At 69.5% G+C, this 16,050-nt stretch carries 15 protein-coding genes; 9 read left to right on the top strand and 6 right to left on the bottom strand.

The genetic code is table 11. The features are described from left to right. Positions 1-10 precede the first annotated feature (10 nt). Positions 11-919 (bottom strand): hypothetical protein, encoded by a 909-nt coding sequence (locus NO931_RS16160; RefSeq protein ID WP_256393389.1) that lies wholly within the window; start codon positions 917-919, stop codon positions 11-13. 278 nt (positions 920-1,197) lie between these two features. After that, a complete protein-coding gene (locus NO931_RS16155) occupies positions 1,198-2,214 on the bottom strand; it encodes an alkaline phosphatase family protein (protein ID WP_256393388.1) in 1,017 nt (338 codons plus the stop codon). Between the two features lie 117 nt (positions 2,215-2,331). Between NO931_RS16155 and NO931_RS16150 the strand changes: the two genes are divergently transcribed. The 6 genes from NO931_RS16150 to NO931_RS16125 all read left to right on the top strand — a co-directional run bounded on the left by NO931_RS16150 (position 2,332) and on the right by NO931_RS16125 (position 8,907). Continuing rightward, complete coding sequence (locus NO931_RS16150) at positions 2,332-3,510, top strand: NAD-dependent epimerase/dehydratase family protein (protein WP_256393387.1); 1,179 nt, start codon at positions 2,332-2,334, stop codon at positions 3,508-3,510. A 4-nt stretch (positions 3,511-3,514) separates the two neighbouring features. After that, complete coding sequence (locus NO931_RS16145; RefSeq protein ID WP_256393386.1) at positions 3,515-4,474, top strand: NAD-dependent epimerase/dehydratase family protein; 960 nt, start codon at positions 3,515-3,517, stop codon at positions 4,472-4,474. Beyond that, positions 4,471-5,511, top strand: a complete 1,041-nt coding sequence (locus NO931_RS16140) for an NAD-dependent epimerase/dehydratase family protein (RefSeq protein ID WP_256393385.1) — start codon at positions 4,471-4,473, stop codon at positions 5,509-5,511. The genes NO931_RS16145 and NO931_RS16140 overlap by 4 nt, the downstream gene beginning before the upstream one ends. Positions 5,512-5,576: 65 nt before the next feature. Further along, positions 5,577-6,497: a glucosyl-dolichyl phosphate glucuronosyltransferase gene (gene aglG / locus NO931_RS16135; protein ID WP_256393502.1), complete on the top strand. Its 921-nt coding sequence runs from the start codon at positions 5,577-5,579 to the stop codon at positions 6,495-6,497. Then, a complete protein-coding gene (locus NO931_RS16130; protein WP_256393384.1) occupies positions 6,494-7,516 on the top strand; it encodes a rhamnosyltransferase WsaF family glycosyltransferase in 1,023 nt (340 codons plus the stop codon). The genes aglG and NO931_RS16130 overlap by 4 nt, the downstream gene beginning before the upstream one ends. A 26-nt stretch (positions 7,517-7,542) precedes the next feature. After that, positions 7,543-8,907 carry a sulfatase family protein gene (locus NO931_RS16125; RefSeq protein ID WP_375142079.1) on the top strand — a complete coding sequence of 455 codons (1,365 nt, stop codon included), beginning with the start codon at positions 7,543-7,545 and terminating at the stop codon, positions 8,905-8,907. Positions 8,908-8,928: 21 nt separating this feature from the next. Here NO931_RS16125 and NO931_RS16120 read toward each other — a convergent pair whose 3' ends face one another. Continuing rightward, positions 8,929-9,768, bottom strand: a complete 840-nt coding sequence (locus tag NO931_RS16120; RefSeq protein ID WP_256393382.1) for an MBL fold metallo-hydrolase — start codon at positions 9,766-9,768, stop codon at positions 8,929-8,931. A 70-nt stretch (positions 9,769-9,838) separates the two neighbouring features. Here NO931_RS16120 and NO931_RS16115 point away from each other — a divergent pair, with 70 nt between their 5' ends. Together NO931_RS16115 and NO931_RS16110 are read left to right on the top strand one after the other, a co-directional pair. Beyond that, entirely contained in the window at positions 9,839-10,783 is a 945-nt protein-coding gene (locus NO931_RS16115) for an ArsA family ATPase (protein ID WP_256393381.1), read from the top strand. A gap of 122 nt (positions 10,784-10,905) precedes the next feature. Then, positions 10,906-12,693 carry a site-2 protease family protein gene (locus tag NO931_RS16110; protein ID WP_256393380.1) on the top strand — a complete coding sequence of 596 codons (1,788 nt, stop codon included), beginning with the start codon at positions 10,906-10,908 and terminating at the stop codon, positions 12,691-12,693. Positions 12,694-12,799: 106 nt separating this feature from the next. On the opposite strand, the gene NO931_RS16105 is transcribed toward NO931_RS16110, so the two are convergent. After that, positions 12,800-13,216 carry a DUF7124 domain-containing protein gene (locus tag NO931_RS16105; RefSeq protein WP_256393379.1) on the bottom strand — a complete coding sequence of 139 codons (417 nt, stop codon included), beginning with the start codon at positions 13,214-13,216 and terminating at the stop codon, positions 12,800-12,802. Between the two features lie 95 nt (positions 13,217-13,311). On the opposite strand from NO931_RS16105, the gene NO931_RS16100 reads away from it, so the two are divergent. Further along, complete coding sequence (locus tag NO931_RS16100; protein ID WP_256393378.1) at positions 13,312-13,782, top strand: universal stress protein; 471 nt, start codon at positions 13,312-13,314, stop codon at positions 13,780-13,782. Here NO931_RS16100 and NO931_RS16095 read toward each other — a convergent pair. Together NO931_RS16095 and NO931_RS16090 are read right to left on the bottom strand one after the other, a co-directional pair. Further along, the gene (locus tag NO931_RS16095) at positions 13,746-15,056 is read right to left on the bottom strand and encodes an inorganic phosphate transporter (RefSeq protein ID WP_256393377.1); all 1,311 of its coding nucleotides are present in this window, start codon (positions 15,054-15,056) and stop codon (positions 13,746-13,748) included. The two genes, NO931_RS16100 and NO931_RS16095, sit on opposite strands and share 37 nt — an antisense overlap. Further along, complete coding sequence (locus NO931_RS16090; protein ID WP_256393376.1) at positions 15,053-15,964, bottom strand: universal stress protein; 912 nt, start codon at positions 15,962-15,964, stop codon at positions 15,053-15,055. The genes NO931_RS16095 and NO931_RS16090 overlap by 4 nt, the downstream gene beginning before the upstream one ends. Positions 15,965-16,050: the final 86 nt, after the last annotated feature.

The raw sequence follows: 16,050 nt of genomic DNA, 5'->3' as shown, positions 1-16,050 counted from the left end.
CGTCGGTCCGTCATTCCGTGTACCCCAGATCCGCGAGGCGATCAGTCACGTCAGCGGTGATCTCTCTCCGGTCGTCGTCAGCCTGTCCGGTTCCCTCAGCCGTGATCTCCTTCCGGGCGTCGTAGGGGAGTTCGTCCCACGGAACGAGCACGTTCTCGTCGGTGTACAGCCCTTTCCGGTGACCGTAGTCCCGGATCGGGAACGGTCGCACTCGCTCGCCGAGCATGTTTCCGTGGTCCGCGGTGATGACCGACTTCCCCGGAAGTTCGACCCCGAGCTCCCGCGCGACCGGGTAGGCGATCCGGAGATTGTCGGCGTACCCCTCGAGAATGGTCTCCTCCTCGACCGTTCCGTCTTTCAGCGCGTCCCACGGCGACTCGGAGACGTTCCAGAAACTCCCCGGCAGGTCCCAGTCGATAAAGGGCTGGTGGGGCTGCATGAAGTGGACGATCAGGCGCTTGTCGGGGTACTCTTCGGCGACCTCGCGCGTTCGATCGGCGAGATCCTCGGGGAGCACCGTCGCCTCCTCGTCGTCCCACGCGTCCTCCCAGAGGTCGATCCTGGCGTGGAACTCGTCGTCGGTGAGGATCGAGACGTAGGGGTTCGCGGTGACGTACACGATCTCGGGGAACGATCGCCCCTCGAAGTTCTCCGCGACCCACTCCGGCGTTGCGGCGCCCCGCGAGCGCATCGCGCCGCAATCGCCGTCGACGACCGCCCTGTACAGGTCCAGCCGACACGCGTCCAGCACGAGCAGGTTGTCCCAGTCCTTCTCGACGACGTACTCTCCCCGGTTCCCGACGACGTGCCGAAACCAGACGTCGCCGACGACGCGGTGCAGGAACCTGTTCTTCCACCACGTCCTCGACGTGCCGTTCTCCCGAATCTCGTCCGCTGCGTAGGTTACCTTGTCGAGCATGTCCACACTCCGCCCCGCGATCGATCTGCTGGCGATCGAGGCGGTGCCGACGGGGCGTCCCGGCGACCTCTTCCCCGCCTCGATCGCGAGCGCCTCCCCCCGGAGACGCGGCTCTCACGCGTAGATTCAGGATTCCCGTACAAATACGTCGGGTCGGTACGGAATGGCACGGTCCGGATCGACGGCGTCGCGCTCTCGGACCGGACCGTCCGTCGGACGCCGACGGTCGGCGTCGCGCACCCTACGACCGCTGGGCCGCCGGACGCCGACGTTCGGCGTCACGACAGGTAGCCGAGATCCCGAAGCTTCGCCTCCATGTCGGCCTTCTCGACGGTCTCCCCGGGCGGCTCGTACGCCGGGTCGTCCATCGACCGGCCGCAGTAGTCGACGATCGTCGGCGTCACGTCCAGGTGGGTGTCGAGTCCCCAGTCGCGCGTCCCGGCCCAGATCCCCGAGGTCTCGTCGTGGACGTGGATCCACTTGCCCCGCGGATCGTGTTTCATGCCGTGATCGCTGAGGATCATGGTGTCGTCGGGATCGATCGCGTCGACGAGCGTCCGGGTCGTCTCGTCGATCGTCCGGTACGCGCGCTCGATCGTCTCGCGATCGTCGGTGACGTGCAAGAGTCGATCGAGCAGGGTGAACACGACGAAGTGCAGCGAGAACTCCCGGTCGTCGGCCAGATCCAGCACCAGGTCGCGCTCGGCCTCGTGGGTCTCGAAGAGGTCCTCGACGTACTCGTCCCGAAGCTCGCCGTCCGCGTCGAACTTCGACGGCTCGCCGTCGTAGCGCTCCCGCACGCGCTCCTGTAGCGACGGCGGCTCGACGGTCACTTCCGGGCTCGGGAAGCCGCTAACCGTGACGCCGCTGGTCGGCTTCGGCGGGTAGGTCAGCGGCACCGCAAAGGCCAGCGAGTCGGGGACGTAGTGCCAGGCGCGCTTATAGGGAATATCCTCGTTGGTGGGCTGGCGTCCGAGCACCTTCGACCGGGCCCAGATCCGCGCGGGGCGTCTGGACAGGTTCCGGGGGATCAGGCGATCGACCTTCGAGAACCACTCGAACGCGCGCTCGTTCTCGATCATCCCGCCGAGCGTCGCGACGCCGTGTTCTCGCATCGGCAGCCCGGTCGTCAGCGTCGTCCAGGCCGTCCCGCTGTCGACCTCGCGGGACTGCCAGTACGGCTCCGGTAGGAGCCGGCCGCCGTGGTCGAGATCGTCGAAAAACTCCAACTCCATCGAGTCCAGGTGCGACCGCGTGGCGGCGTCCCAGCCGACGACGAGCAGCTGCGTGTCCATACCGGGGCTACGGGAAACTGGCAGAAATGCGTACGACCCGCCCCGGCGCAACAATTCCTAACCGCCCCGCAACAACACTTTACTGACAATTTCTCGCCACTCCCGACACGAGTTACTGTGACCCTCCTCGTTACGGGTGCCGACGGGTACGTCGGCTGGCCCACCGCGCTGCGAGTCGCCTCGCGAACCGACGACCGCGTCGTCGGCGTCGACAACTTCGCCCGCCGGGAGTGGGTCGAGTCGGTCGGGTCGGTCAGCGCCGTCCCGGTCGCCGACCCCGACGAGCGCGTCGCGGCCGCCGAGGAGGTCCACGGCCTGGACAACCTCTCGCTCGTCGAGGGCGACCTCACCGACCGGTCGTTCGTCGACCGGATCCTCTCGGTCCACGAGCCCGACGCCGTCGTCCACGCGGCCGCCCAGCCCTCGGCGCCGTACTCCCAGATCAACGGCGAGCGGGCCAACTACACCCAGCACAACAACATGCAGGCGACCCGGAACCTGCTGTGGGGGCTGGCCGAGAACGACCTCTCCGATACCCACTTCATCGAGACGACGACGACCGGCGTCTACGGCGCCCCGGAGTTCCCGATTCCGGAGGGCGGCGCCGTCATGGAAAACCAGGAGGAGCGCGACGAAGTCCCGTTCCCCGCGATGGCCGGATCGTGGTACCACCTCACCAAGAGCCACGACGCCGCGAACATGCGGCTGGCCCACGACCAGTTCGACATTCCGATCTCGGACGTCCGCACCGCGATCACCTACGGCACCGCGACGCCCGAGACCGACGCCGACCCGCGGCTGCGCACCCGTTTCGACTTCGACTACTACTTCGGCGTCGTCGCGCACCGCTTCTGCGCGCAGGCGGTCGCCGGCTACCCGATGACGGTGTACGGGAAAGGCGAGCAGCGCAAACCCTTTATCGCGCTCGAAGACGCCGTCGAGGGGCTGGCACAGCTCGCGCTCGCCGATCCCGACGACCAGCCCGACGATCACACCGTTTACAACCAGGTGACGCGCCCGATCAGCATCGTCGAGGTCGCCGAGACGATCGCGGAGGTGTCCGGAGAGTTCGGTCTCGACGTACAGGTCGAGCACTTCGAGAACCCCCGCGACGAGGACGAGACCCACGCGATGGAGATCGAGAACGACCGGTACGCCGAGCTGATCGGCGGGCAATCGACGACGTTCGAGGAAGGCGTCCGGTCGATCCTCGCCGATCTCCTCGAGTACGAGGACCGGATCGCCGCCCGGGAGGACCGGTTCCTCCCCGGCGTGCTGACGGACGGAGGTGATTGAGCTGGTGCGCGTACTCGTGACCGGCGGCTGTGGCTACATCGGCAGCGCGCTCGTCCCGCGACTCGTCGGCGACGAGCGGGTCGACGAGGTTGTCGTGCTCGACTCGCTCGACGGCGGCTCGCCCCGCGCGCTGATGGGCTGTGTCGGCGACGGACTCGCCTTTCGCCGGGGCGACGTCCGCGAGTACGGCGACGTCGAGAGCGCGATGCGGGGCACCGATCGGGTGGTCCACCTCGCGGCGATCACCGGCGCGGCGAGCACGCACGGCCGGCGCGAGGAGACGTTCGCGGTCAACCGCGACGGCACCGAGAACGTGCTCACGGCGGCGGGAAAGCTCGGCGTCGAGACGGTCGTGTTCGCCTCCTCGTGTAACAACTACGGCCGCGCGGCGAGCACGGAGATCGACGAGACGACCGAGCAAAAGCCCCTAAACCCCTACGCCGAGTCGAAAGTCGCCGGCGAGAAACTGCTCGACGACGCCGCCGCGGAGTACGGCTTCGACGCGACGGCGCTGCGGATGAGCACCAACTACGGCTTCGCGCCCGGCGTCCGGTTCAATCTCGTCGTCAACCACTTCGTGTTCCGCGCGCTGACCGACCGGCCCCTGACAGTCTACGGCGACGGCGACAACTGGCGCCCGTTCGTTCACGTCGAGGACGCCGCGCGAGCGTACGCCCACGCCGTCCTGCAGCCCGACGACTGGCCGAAGCGAGCGTACAACGTCGGCGCCGACGCGGAGAACTACCGCATCGCCGACGTCGCCGAGATCGTCCGCGACGAGCTGGGAACCGACCTGGAAATCACCTACCTGGAGGACGAGCACCCCGGCCCGTCGTACCACGTCGACTTCGAGCGCCTGTCGGACACCGGGTTCGAGCCCGAGTGGACGCTGCGGGAGGGCGTCGCCGACCTCGCGGAGCGGTTCCGCGATCGACCGACCGAGCGCGCCACCACGCCAGCATGAGCGGCGATGCCACCGCCCCGTCGGCGACCGAGGCGGGCGACGACGGAGCGGACCCGCCGACGATCGCGGTGACGGGCGCCGCGGGCTACATCGGGAGCCGCGTTCTCGGACTGCTACAAGAGGCCCACCCCGACTGGGAGCTCGTCGCGCTGGACAACGGGTTCCGCAGCAAGGTCGACGCCGTCGGCGACCTGGCGATCGAGCACGTCGACGTGCGCGACCGCCGGCGGCTCGACGCCGCGCTGGAGGGTGCCGACGTGGTGATCCACCTCGCCGCGGTCAGCGGCGTCGACGACTGCGACGAGCACCCCGATCTGACCTACGAGGTGAACGTCACCGGGACGAGCAACGTCGCCTGGTTCTGCCGGCGGACCGGCGCCGGGCTGATCTTTCCGTTCAGCATGGCGGTCGTCGGCGACCCCGAGACGTTCCCGATCCCGGCCGACCACGAGCGTGACCCGATGAACTGGTACGGGCGCACCAAGCTGCTCGGCGAGGACATCGTGCGGGACTTCGCGGACGGTGCGTTCCCCGCACACCTCTTCTTCAAGTCCAACCTCTACGGCGAGCACGAGGTCGACGGCCGGACCGTCACCAAGTCGACGGTGATCAACTTCTTCGTGAACCGAGCGTTCTCGGACGAGCCGCTGACGGTCTACGAACCGGGGACGCAGGCCCGGAACTACGTCCACGTCGACGACGTGGCCCGGGCGTACGTCCTGAGCGTCGAGCGGCTGCTGGCCGAGCGCGCCGACGGCCGGACCGGCGCGACGGTGTACCCGATCGCCAGCGACGAGGACCCGGGCGTGATGATGGTCGCCCGGCTCGTCGAACTGATCGCCCGCGAGGAGGCCGACGTCGAGACCGACGTGACACTCGTCGAGAACCCCCGAAGCGGCGAGACGCTGGTCGAGGAGTTTCCGATCGACGTCTCGCGAACGCGCGCCGACCTCGGGTGGGAGCCGACCCGAACGATCGACGAGTCGGTCCGACGCCTGATCCGGAAGAAAGTCGAGGAGGTGCGGGCGACGCCGTGACGGGAACCGCCGCGACGAGCGACCCGGTAACTGCCGACGCCGACTCGGAATCGGCGTCCCGCCAGCTGGCGGTGTCGGTCGTCGTCTGTACTCACTCCGAGGACCGGTACGACGACTTCGCCGAGGCGGTCGAGAGCGTGCTCGATCAGACCCACGAGGCGGTCGAGGCCGTCCTCGTCGTCGACGGCGACGAGGATCTGTACCGCCGGGTGGACGACGACTACGGCGACGACGACCGGGTCGTCACCCACTGCAACGACCGGAACCGCGGGCTACTGGAGAGCCGCAACGTCGGCGCCGAGCTGGCGAGCGGTGACGTGGTCGCGTTCATCGACGACGACGCCGTCGCCGACGAGCGCTGGCTCGAACGGCTCGTCGACGCCTACGAGTCCGAGGACGCCGTCGCGGCGGGCGGGAAGATGACGCCGCTGTGGGTCGGCGACCGGCCCGCCTACCTGCCCGCGGAGTTCTACTGGCTCGTCGGGGTGACCCACCGCGGGTTCGCCGGCGGCGAGGGCGAGGTCCGCAACACGTTCGGCTCGAACATCTCGTTCCGGCGCGACGCGTTCCTCGACCTCGGCGGGTTCGACAGCGCGATCGGGGGCCGGAAGGGCGACCGGAACCTGCAGGGCGGCGAGACGGAGCTCTGTGCCCGCCTGCAGTCCGAGTACGGCGAGGGCGTCTGGTACGTCCCCGACGCCGAGGTGGACCACAAGGTGTTCGAGTACCGCACCGACCCTCGCTGGCTCGTCGAGCGGGCGTTCTGGCAGGGCTACTCCAAGCGGGCGATGGAGACGCTCGTTGAGGAGTCGGGCGACGAGGAGGGCGAGTTCCTGGGACGGCTGGTGACCGAGTTCCTCCCCGAGCGAGTGAGGCGACTCGCCCGCTCGCCGTCGGCGTCGGAACTGGTCCAGATCGTCTCGATCGTCGCGTTCACCGGGCTCGTCGGGCTGGGCTACGTCTACGGGCTGCTGCGATATCGATGACCCGGTCGGTGCTCTGGTTCACGCCGGACAAACCGGAACAGATCAGCGTCGGCCGACGGATGATCGCCCGGCACCTCCGAACCGAGGGGTTCGAGGTCGAGCTTCGGGGGACGACGCCGGAGACCGTCGCTCGCTGCGCCCGATCGGCGGCGTCCCGCGACGTGCTCGTCGGGACGACCCGCGCCGGCGCGTTCGCTGCGACTGCCCTCGCGAAACTCCACGGGCTCCCGCTCGTCGTCGATCACGTCGACCCGATCCGTCAGTTCGAGACGACCCACCCGCGGTGGCTGTCGGCGCCCGTCCGCGTCGCGGAGAACGCCGCGTTCCGGCTCGCGGATCACGTGCTGTACGTCTACGAAGAAGAGCGCGAACGCGTCGGGCGCCGATCCGACGCGACGAAGACGGCACTCGGACTGGAGTACGACCGATTCGCCTCGCCCGATCCCGACGCGGTCGAGCGAGCGCGCGACGCCCTCGACGCCCGCGGCGTCGACGGGCCGGTCGCCATCTACGTCGGCGGACTCGAACCGATCTACGGCATCGAGACGCTGCTCGACGCCGTCGCCAAGCTGGAGGAGTGGACGCTGGTCGTGCTGGGCACCGGATCGCTGGAGGGCGAGGTCGAACGCGCCGACCGACGCCGCGACGACATCGAGCACCTCGGCGTCGTCCCGCACGAGGCGGTGCCGGGCTACCTGCACGTCGCGGACGTCGGCGTCTCGCTCGTCGACGACCCGCACACCCTGAAGGTGCTGGAGTACGCGGCCGCCGGGCTCGCCGTCGTGCAGGCTGCGGGCCGCGCTGAAGAACGCTTCGGCGACGCGGTCACCTACTGTCAGCCCGCGCCGGACGCCGTCGCGACGGCGATCGAGACGGCCGGCGAGCGCGGCCCCTCCGACGAGTTTCGGGAGTTCGTCCGGCAGTTCGACTGGGCGCGGATCGCCGAGACGTACGCGTCGGTGCTGCGAGACGCGGCCGGGGCGACTAAACCGGACGCACCGCACCGCACCGCCGATTAATGGGCAGGCCGGTCGACACCTACCACATGCGCGACATCGTTCTCGTGACGATCGACTCGCTCCGGGCGGACCACGTCGGCTGGCACGGGTACGACCGCGAGACGACGCCGACGCTCGATCGGCGCGCCGCGGAGGCGCGGACGTTCTCGAACGCGTTCGCCCACGCCTGCTCGACGCGGCCCTCGTTTCCGAGCATCCTGACCTCCTCGTACGCGCTGGAACACGGCGGATTCGAGCGCCTCTCGGAGGAGCGGACGACGCTGGCCGAGGCGCTTTCGGACGCGGGCTACCGGACCGCGGGCTTCCACTCGAACCTGTATCTCTCGGCCGATTTCGGCTACGACCGCGGGTTCGACACGTTCTACGACTCGCGGACCGACCCCTCGCCGACGGCGAAGGCGCGCAACGCCGTCAAGCGCCACCTCGACAGCGACGGGCTGGTCTACCGGACGCTCCAGCGCGCGTTCAACGCCACCGAGAAGCGCGCGGGCGTCGAGATCGGCTCGGCGTACGTCGACGCCGCCGACGTGACCGACCTCGCCCTGGAGTGGGTCGAGGAGTCCGCCACAGATCGCGGCAGCCCGCGATTTCTCTGGGTCCACTACATGGACGTTCACCACCCCTACGTCCCGCCCGCCGAGCACCAGCGCCGCTTCCGCGACGAGCCCGTCTCCGAGCGGGACGCGATCCAGCTGCGCCGGAAGATGCTGGAGTCGCCCGACGAAGTTACCGAGAGCGAGCTGGAAACGCTGATCGACCTGTACGACGCCGAAATCGCCTACGTCGACGCCGAAATCGGGCGATTGCTCGACGGCGTCGAATCTCGGTGGGGCGACGACGCCGCGGTCGCGGTCACCGCCGACCACGGCGAGGAGTTCCGCGACCACGGCGGGTTCAGCCACAGCGCGACGTTCTACGACGAGGTGCTGCGGGTCCCGCTCCTGATCGACGACGGCTCCGGAAACGACGATCACGACGACCTCGTCGGGCTGCTGGATCTCGCGCCGACGCTCGCCGAGCACGCCGGCGCCGACCGGCCCGACGCGTTCCGGGGCGAGAGCCTGGCGTCGATGGCCGACCACTCTCGCGAGGCCGTGATCGCGGAGTGGGCCGACACGAGTGACGACGCCGACGCCCGGCGCTTTGCGGTCCGCACGGACGACTGGAAGCTCGTTCGGCTGGAGGACGGTACCGAGCGACTGTTCGACCTCTCGTCCGATCCCGACGAGCGGACGAACCTCGTCGCGGACGAGCCCGACGCGGCCGCCCGGCTCCGGGACAGGCTGGAGGACCACGAGCGCCTGCTTGCGGGGTCGAGCGGAGAGATGGCGTCCGTCGTGATGGACGAGGACGTCAAGGAACGGCTGCGAGATCTGGGGTATCAGGAGTGAGTCCCGGCACCCACGGGCCGATCAAAGCTCGTACTCGGCGAAATCCGAGCCGATTTCGTACCCCGCCTCCTCGGCGACGGCCCGGAGCTCGTCGGTCGTCATCCGCTGGAGGTGCTCGTTGAGATTCAGGAGGACAGTTCTATCGGCGTCGGCGTCCGCGAGCGACGCTCGGAGGTCGGTCTCTTTGCCGTGACCGAACGCTCTGAACAGGGCCGAGCCCTCTGCGAACAGAAACTCGGCGTCCTCGTACGCTTGCGCGCGCTCGAACTCGGCGTCGTCCGCGAACTCCCACATGTCCGGCGCGTAGACGAGCTTTCTATCCTCCTGATAGACAGCGAACCCCAGCGTGTCGAACTGCGGGCGGCCGTGTTCGACCGGAAACGGTCGGACGCACAAGTCGCCGACGGCGACGTCCTCGCCGCGGTCGAGCGTGCGGACGTCCAGCGACTCGGCGACGTGCGGAGTCGCGGTTTCGAGGTGGTCCAGGGCCGTTTCGGTGAGATATACCCGGAACTCCGGATCCTCGGGCTTCTCTGACTCGTCGAAGGCGTCCGACGGGAGGTAGTCGCCCTCGATGCCGACGTGCTCATCGAACCCCATCGCGGCGTGGCGCAGTTCCCGCAGCCCGCCGACGTGGTCGAAGTGGTGGTGCGTGACGAAAAAGGCGTCAACGGTGGTCGTTCCGGTCGTTCGAAGTTGCTCCTTGATTTCGGGACTGGCGTCGAGGACGACGGTCGCCTCGCCGGTCTCGATCAGCAGCCCCGGCCGCCGTCGTCGCGGACTCTCCTCGCAGTACCTGCAGTCGCACAGCGGCGCCGGGACGCCAACGGCGTCGCCGGTTCCGAGCAGCGTGACGCGCATAGTTCGACGCCGAACGGACGGATAAAAAAGATCACGGACAAATACAGTACCGGGCGTCGTACGGACGCCCGTGCCGAGACACGTCTTCTACGGCGGCAAGGGCGGCGTCGGCAAGACGACCTGCGCGGCAGCCACGGCGCTGGGGTACGCCGACCACAGCGCGGAGACGCTGGTCGTCTCGACCGATCCGGCCCACTCGCTGGCCGACTCGCTGGAAGCCCGCGTCGGGGCCAAGCCTCGCGAAATCGAATCCGGACTGTGGGCCGCCGAGGTCGACCCCGACGAGCGCGCCGACAAGTACCGCGGCGCGTTCGAGGAGCTGTTCGACGACCTCTCGACGCTCGGGCTGGGGCTGGACGACCGCGATGTCGACACGCTGCTGGACGCCGGACTCGCGCCGGGCGGCGACGAGGTCGCGGCGCTGGACCTGCTCGCGGAGTACGAGTCCGACGACCGCTTCGACCGGATCGTCTTCGACACGGCGCCGACCGGCCACGCGCTGCGCCTGCTGGAGCTGCCCGACGTGCTCTCGGCGGGCGCCGAGACGGCCTCCGGCGTCCGGAAACGCGTCAAGCGGATGTCCGACTCGGTTCGAAGCACCTTCGTCCCCGGATACTACTACGGTCGCAGCGGTGGGGACGGCGACGAGACGTTCGACGACATCGCCGCGCGGATGGCCCGTGCCGGCGAGGTCGTCCGCGACCCCGACCGGACGGCATTCCGGGTCGTGACGATCCCCGAGACGATGGCGATTCACGAGACGCGCCGGCTGGTCGAGCGCCTCGACGAGATCGGCGTCCCCGTCCGGTCGGTCGTGGTCAACCGGGTTCTGGTGGAGATCGACGAGGACTGTTCTCGGTGCCGATCCCGCAGAGAGCGCCAGCGCGAGCGGGTCGCGGAGATCCGGGCTCGCTTCGAGGAGATGGACGTTCGGGAGCTCCCCGAACTCGACGACGAGGCCCGCGGGCGCCCCGCGCTGAGAGCGTTGTCGGGCCGGCTCGTCGACGAGTCGTAGGACGCCGCTGTCCGGACGGTCGCTGAGGCCATCCGACCCTCTCGAAACGTCACTGAAGGCGCGGCGGCCGAAGGGTGGGGTAAACCAAACGCATTTCAGAGCGCCTCCCCGATCCTACACCAATGGTTTCGCTGGTCTGGATCGCCGCCGGGATCCTCGGCTACTGGGTCCTCCTCCATCTGCTCGCCGACCGCGGCTGGCTGCCCGACTACGTCGGGCTCCAGGGACCGATCACGACGCTGCACACCCAGCGCGGGAAGATCCTGTTGAACCGGCTCGCCCGGTACAAGCGCTTCTGGCGCGCCTGGTCGAATATCGGCGTCGGCGTCGCGCTCGTCGTGATGGTCGGCTCGTTCGTGATGCTGATTCTCGTGGGGATCACCGCCGTCATGTCGCCACAGCCGACGGCGGTCAACCAGCCCCGGAACGTGCTGGTGATCCCCGGCGTCAACGACTTCCTGCCCCTCTCGATGGCGCCCGAGATCCTCTTCGGGCTGCTGGTCGCGCTGGTCGTCCACGAAGGCGGCCACGGCCTGCTCTGTCGCGTCGAGGACATCGAGATCTCCTCGATGGGGCTGGCGACGTTCTCGGTCATCCCGATCGGCGCGTTCGTCGAACCCGACGAGGAGAGCCAGCGCGGAGCGAGCCGCGGCGGCAAGACGCGGATGTTCGCCGCGGGCGTCACGAACAACTTCGCGATCACGCTCGTCGCGTTCGCGCTTCTCTTCGGCCCGGTCACCGGCGCGATCAGCGTCGCGCCCGGCGCCGCGGTCGGCGCGGCGCTCCCCGGTTCGGGCGCCGAGGCCGCCGACATCGGTCAGGGCGACCGGATCACCGCGCTCGGCGGCCAGCCGATCGCGGACAACGAGGACCTGCGCGACCGGCTGGCGAACGTCTCGGACCGCGAGGTCTCGGTCACGATCGACGGCGAGACCGAGCGGACGGTGAACCGCTCGCTGCTGGTCAGCGGCGTCACCGAGACCGGCCCCGTGAACGTCTCGACCGGCGACACGATCACGGAAGTCAACGGCACCGCCGTCTACACCCAGTCCGCGCTGGAGTCGGCGCTACAGGACCGTGAGGTCGCGACGTTCACCGTCGAGGGCGACGACGAAACGTACGAGACGACCGCCCCCGCCGGCTCGCTCGCCCGGATCAGTGAGAACGGGCCGCTGGCCGCGGAGGGCGCCGATCCCGGCGATAACGTGGTGATTGTCGCGGTCGGGGGAGAGCGCGTCGTCTCCAGCGACGAACTCGCTACTGCCGTCGACAGTCACTCCGTCGGTGACACGGTGTCCGTCGTGCTCTACGAGGACGGCCAGCGGACGTCCTACGACGTCGAACTCGCCGAGGGATCGGACGGATCGCCGGTCGTCGGCGTCGGGATCGCGCCTGGCATCTCGGGCGTGACGGTCAGCGACTTCGGGATCCAGTTCTACCCCGCCGGCCAGTACCTGACCGCGCTCGGCGGCGACGGCGGCGCGATGCCCGGCGGGCTGGACTCGCTGACCGACACGTTCCTCGGGAAGACGTTCCTGACGCTGTTCCTGCCGTTCGCGACGATCTCGCTGGGCGCGCTGTTCCCCTTCAACTTCGCGGGGTTCAAGGGCCCGATCGCGAACTTCTACGAGATCGGCGGGCCGCTGGGCGCGGTCGACGGACTCGGCTTCGCCGTCGCGAACGCGTTGTTCTGGATCGGCTGGATCAACGTCCAGGTCGGGTTCTTCAACTGCGTCCCGGCGTTCCCGCTGGACGGCGGACACATCCTCCGGACCAGCACCGAGGCGGTCGTCTCCCGGCTGCCGGTCGAGGGGTCCTACCAGCTCACCAAGACCGTCACGACGACCGTCGGGCTCACCATGCTGTTGAGCTTCTTCGTCGTCCTGTTCGGGCCGCAACTGCTGGCCTGACGCCGACGTCCGGGTGCGGTTGGCGTCCTCGTTTCGCGTTGGCTTCGACCGTGCCGCCGCTTTCGATTGGGGTCGACGCCGCCGAAAAATCAGTCTCGTCGCGCGCTCAGGGCCAGTCGTCGCGCTGCTCTTCCTGTTCGGCCGGCTCCGGTTCGGCGTCCTCGGCCAACGTCCACTCGGCGGCCTCGGCGGCGTCCTCGATCGGCAGATACTCCCAGCCGGCCGTCTCGGCGAGTTCGCGGTCCTCGTCGGTCGTACCGACGTAGACGTGCCGGGGCGTGTCGAACTGCTCGCCGACGCTCTCTAGGCTCTCGGCCTTGCCGCGCGGCCCCGAGAAGAAGTCCTGCCGGATGCGGTTCTTCCGGGTGAAGTTCGTCACGACGTAGGTCGGTTTCTCCGAGACGACGCCGACGTACTTGCTCCACCGGCGCGCGTCGTCGAACACGTGCTCGGGGTCGGCCAGCTCCTGCAGCGCCGAAAGGTCGAAGGCGAGCGTCATCTCGCCGTCTCCGCCGCCGTTCATACCCTACTCTCCGCTCGGGGCGTGGAAAACCGCTTCGATCTGGGGTTTTCGCCGCCGCCCCACAGGCGTTTGTGTCGCGCCGTGGTATCGCCCGTATGGCCGCCGACACGGTGCTCGTAGCGCTGGTCGGGCGCCCGTTCGACGCCGACGCGCTCGCCCACGCGACCGAGCGGTTCCCCGCCGCCGACCTCGTGGTGCTGGCGGTCGTGACGCCGCTGGACGCTCCGTTCAGCGAGGGGCAACTGCTCTCGCCGACCGACGACCGATTCGTGCAGGCGCGGCAGCGCGCCGAGGGCCTCGTCGAGCGCGCTCGGGGGACCTCGGCGGGCGCCTCGAACGACATCCGGATCGTCGTCGCGCAGGGACGCCCCGCGCCGGTCGTCGCCGCCCGCGCCGATCGCCTCGACGCCGACCGGATCGTCGTCGGCGCGCGCGACCGCTCGCGGCTGGCGGACTACCTGCTGGGCGACGGCGTCGGCGCCGCGATCGCCGACCGCGCCTCGGTCCCCGTCACCGTCGTCGAGGTCGATCAGGAGACGCCGAGACCCGCCGACAGTATCCTGTAGAGCGCGAAGCCCAGAAGGACGGAGCTGACGAGCGTCAACACCCAGAACAGCACGGTGACGCCGATCTTCCGCCGGGAGACGCCCGCCGACCCGGCCGAGAGCCCGCCGCCGATGACGCCCGAGAGGATGATGTTATTAAAAGAGATCGGGACGCCCAGCGCGATCGCCAGCTGCGCGATGACGAACCCCGGCACCAGCGCGGCGATCGACCGGCGCACGCCGAGCTGGGCGTACTCGCGGGCGGTCGCCTGCAGGAGCCGCGGCGCGCCCATCCAGGCGCCGGCGAGGATCCCCGCCCCGCCCATCACCAGCAGAACGATCCCCGGAAGGCCAAGCTGCTCGCTGAACAGGAACTCCAGCGGGCCGGTCGCCAGCCCGACCTGGCTGCCCCCGCTGGAGTAGGCGACGACGCTGCCGAGTACCAGGAGGAACGAGCGGATCCCCTGCTCGACCGACCGCTCCATCCGGCGCCGGAGCGCCACGAACGCCGCGACGCCGATCCCGAGCGTGGCGATCACCATCCCCAGATCGTAGCCCGCGGCGACCTCCGGACCGCTCCAGGTCCACCGCGCCGCCAGTCGCGCGAGCGTGCCCTGCGCGGCCGTCGGATCGGGAATCACGCCGATCCGGACGTTCGCGAGGATCGCGCCGACGATCGCCGCCAGCAGCGGGACGCCGACGCGGTCGGGCACGTCGTCGCGGCGCAGCAGCGTCGCGGTGCCGTAGGCGACGCTGCCCGACATGAACGGGACCAGCAGCCAGAACGTCCCGATCCGCCGGTAGGTCGCGTACGCCGGATCCCCGCCCAGCGCCAGCCCGACGCCGATCATCGCGCCCGTGGTGGCGAAGGCCGCGGGGATCGGGTAGCCCGAGTAGATGCCGATCCCCATGAACGTCGCGGCCGTGAGCAGCCCGGCGGCGGCCGCCAGCGCCGTAAAATCGACGCCGATGATCAGTCCGGCGCCCACGGTTTCGGAGATGCTCCCGCCCTGGGTGATCGCGCCCAGCGCCGCCAGCACGCCGATCATGAACGCCGCCCGCATCGTCGGGATCGCGTTGGCGCCGATCGCGGGCGCGAACGGCGGCGAGTTGCTGTTGGCGCCGAGCGTCCACGCGGTCACGAGCGACGCGACGACCGCGATCACGACGAGAACGACGAAGGAGAGTTCGAGCCCGGCCTGTGCCGGCGAGAGTGGGACGTCGACCCGTGCCGGCGAGAGCAAAGGGGCGATCCGCGCCGGCGAGAGCGAAGCGACGATCCCCGCGCCGCTCATCGTCGGATGCGAGCGACCAGTCGTCTCACGCGCGACAGCTGGGAGCGTCGGCTCGCGACGATCACCGGGCAGTCAGCGCGCGTCCCGACGGCGCGCGGCGTCGTCCCGACGATCTGCCGGGTCAACAGCCCCTTCCGGGTCGCCCCGAGAACGACCAGGTCGTGATCGGCGGCCGCTTCGAGGATCCCCGCCGAGGGGGCAGCAGCCTCGCGGACGGTCGTCGTCACCGGCGCCGTTCCGGCGAGTGCGTCGGCCGTCTCGTCGACGAACGTCGCGGCGTCGGTGCGCTCGCGCTCGGTGGCGCCGGGATCGACCAGCGACAGCGCGGTGACACTGGCGTCGTTGGCGGCCGCGATCGTCCCCGCGACCTCGGCGGCCAGCTCGGCGTGCGCGCCGCCCACCGTCGGAACCAGCACCGACTCGACGCGGTCTGCTGTCGTCCCGACCTTCTCGACGAGCACGTCGCAGGGCGCTTTGCGGACCACCGGATCGATCGTGGTCCCCAGCACCACGTCGGACGCCCGGCGTTCGCTTCGCCAGCCCAGGATCGCGAGATCGGCGTCGAGCCGGCCGATCGCGGTCGTGATCGCTCGCGCGACGTCGCTGCCGACCAGCAGGCTGTCGTCGACCGGAACGCCGGCGTCGTCGGCGACTCGCGCGGCTCGCTCGACGATTTCGTCGCGCCCGCCGGCGAACTCCTGTTTGATGCGATCGTCGGAAAACAGCAGGAACGGCGACGTGTGGTGCTTGTGGATCACGCTCACGACGTGAACGCGACCGTCGTTGGCCCGAGCGAGGTCGACCGCCGTTCGCGTCAACTGTTCGGCGGTGCCCGGGTTGCCGACCGCGACGAGCACGGTGTACTCGTCGGTCGGTCGCAGGCGCTCGCCGGCCACTGTCGAGGCCATCCTACGTACTACTTCGATGGCGGCGGCGAAAAACGTAGGGTACGTGCGGCAGGGTCCGGAGATCGCGGACCGACGTGCGATCGTCG

The sequence above is a fragment of the Natronoarchaeum rubrum genome (assembly GCF_024494695.1).
Note: the sequence above shows the minus strand (reverse complement) of the source record. Positions and strands in the feature narration are given on the sequence as shown.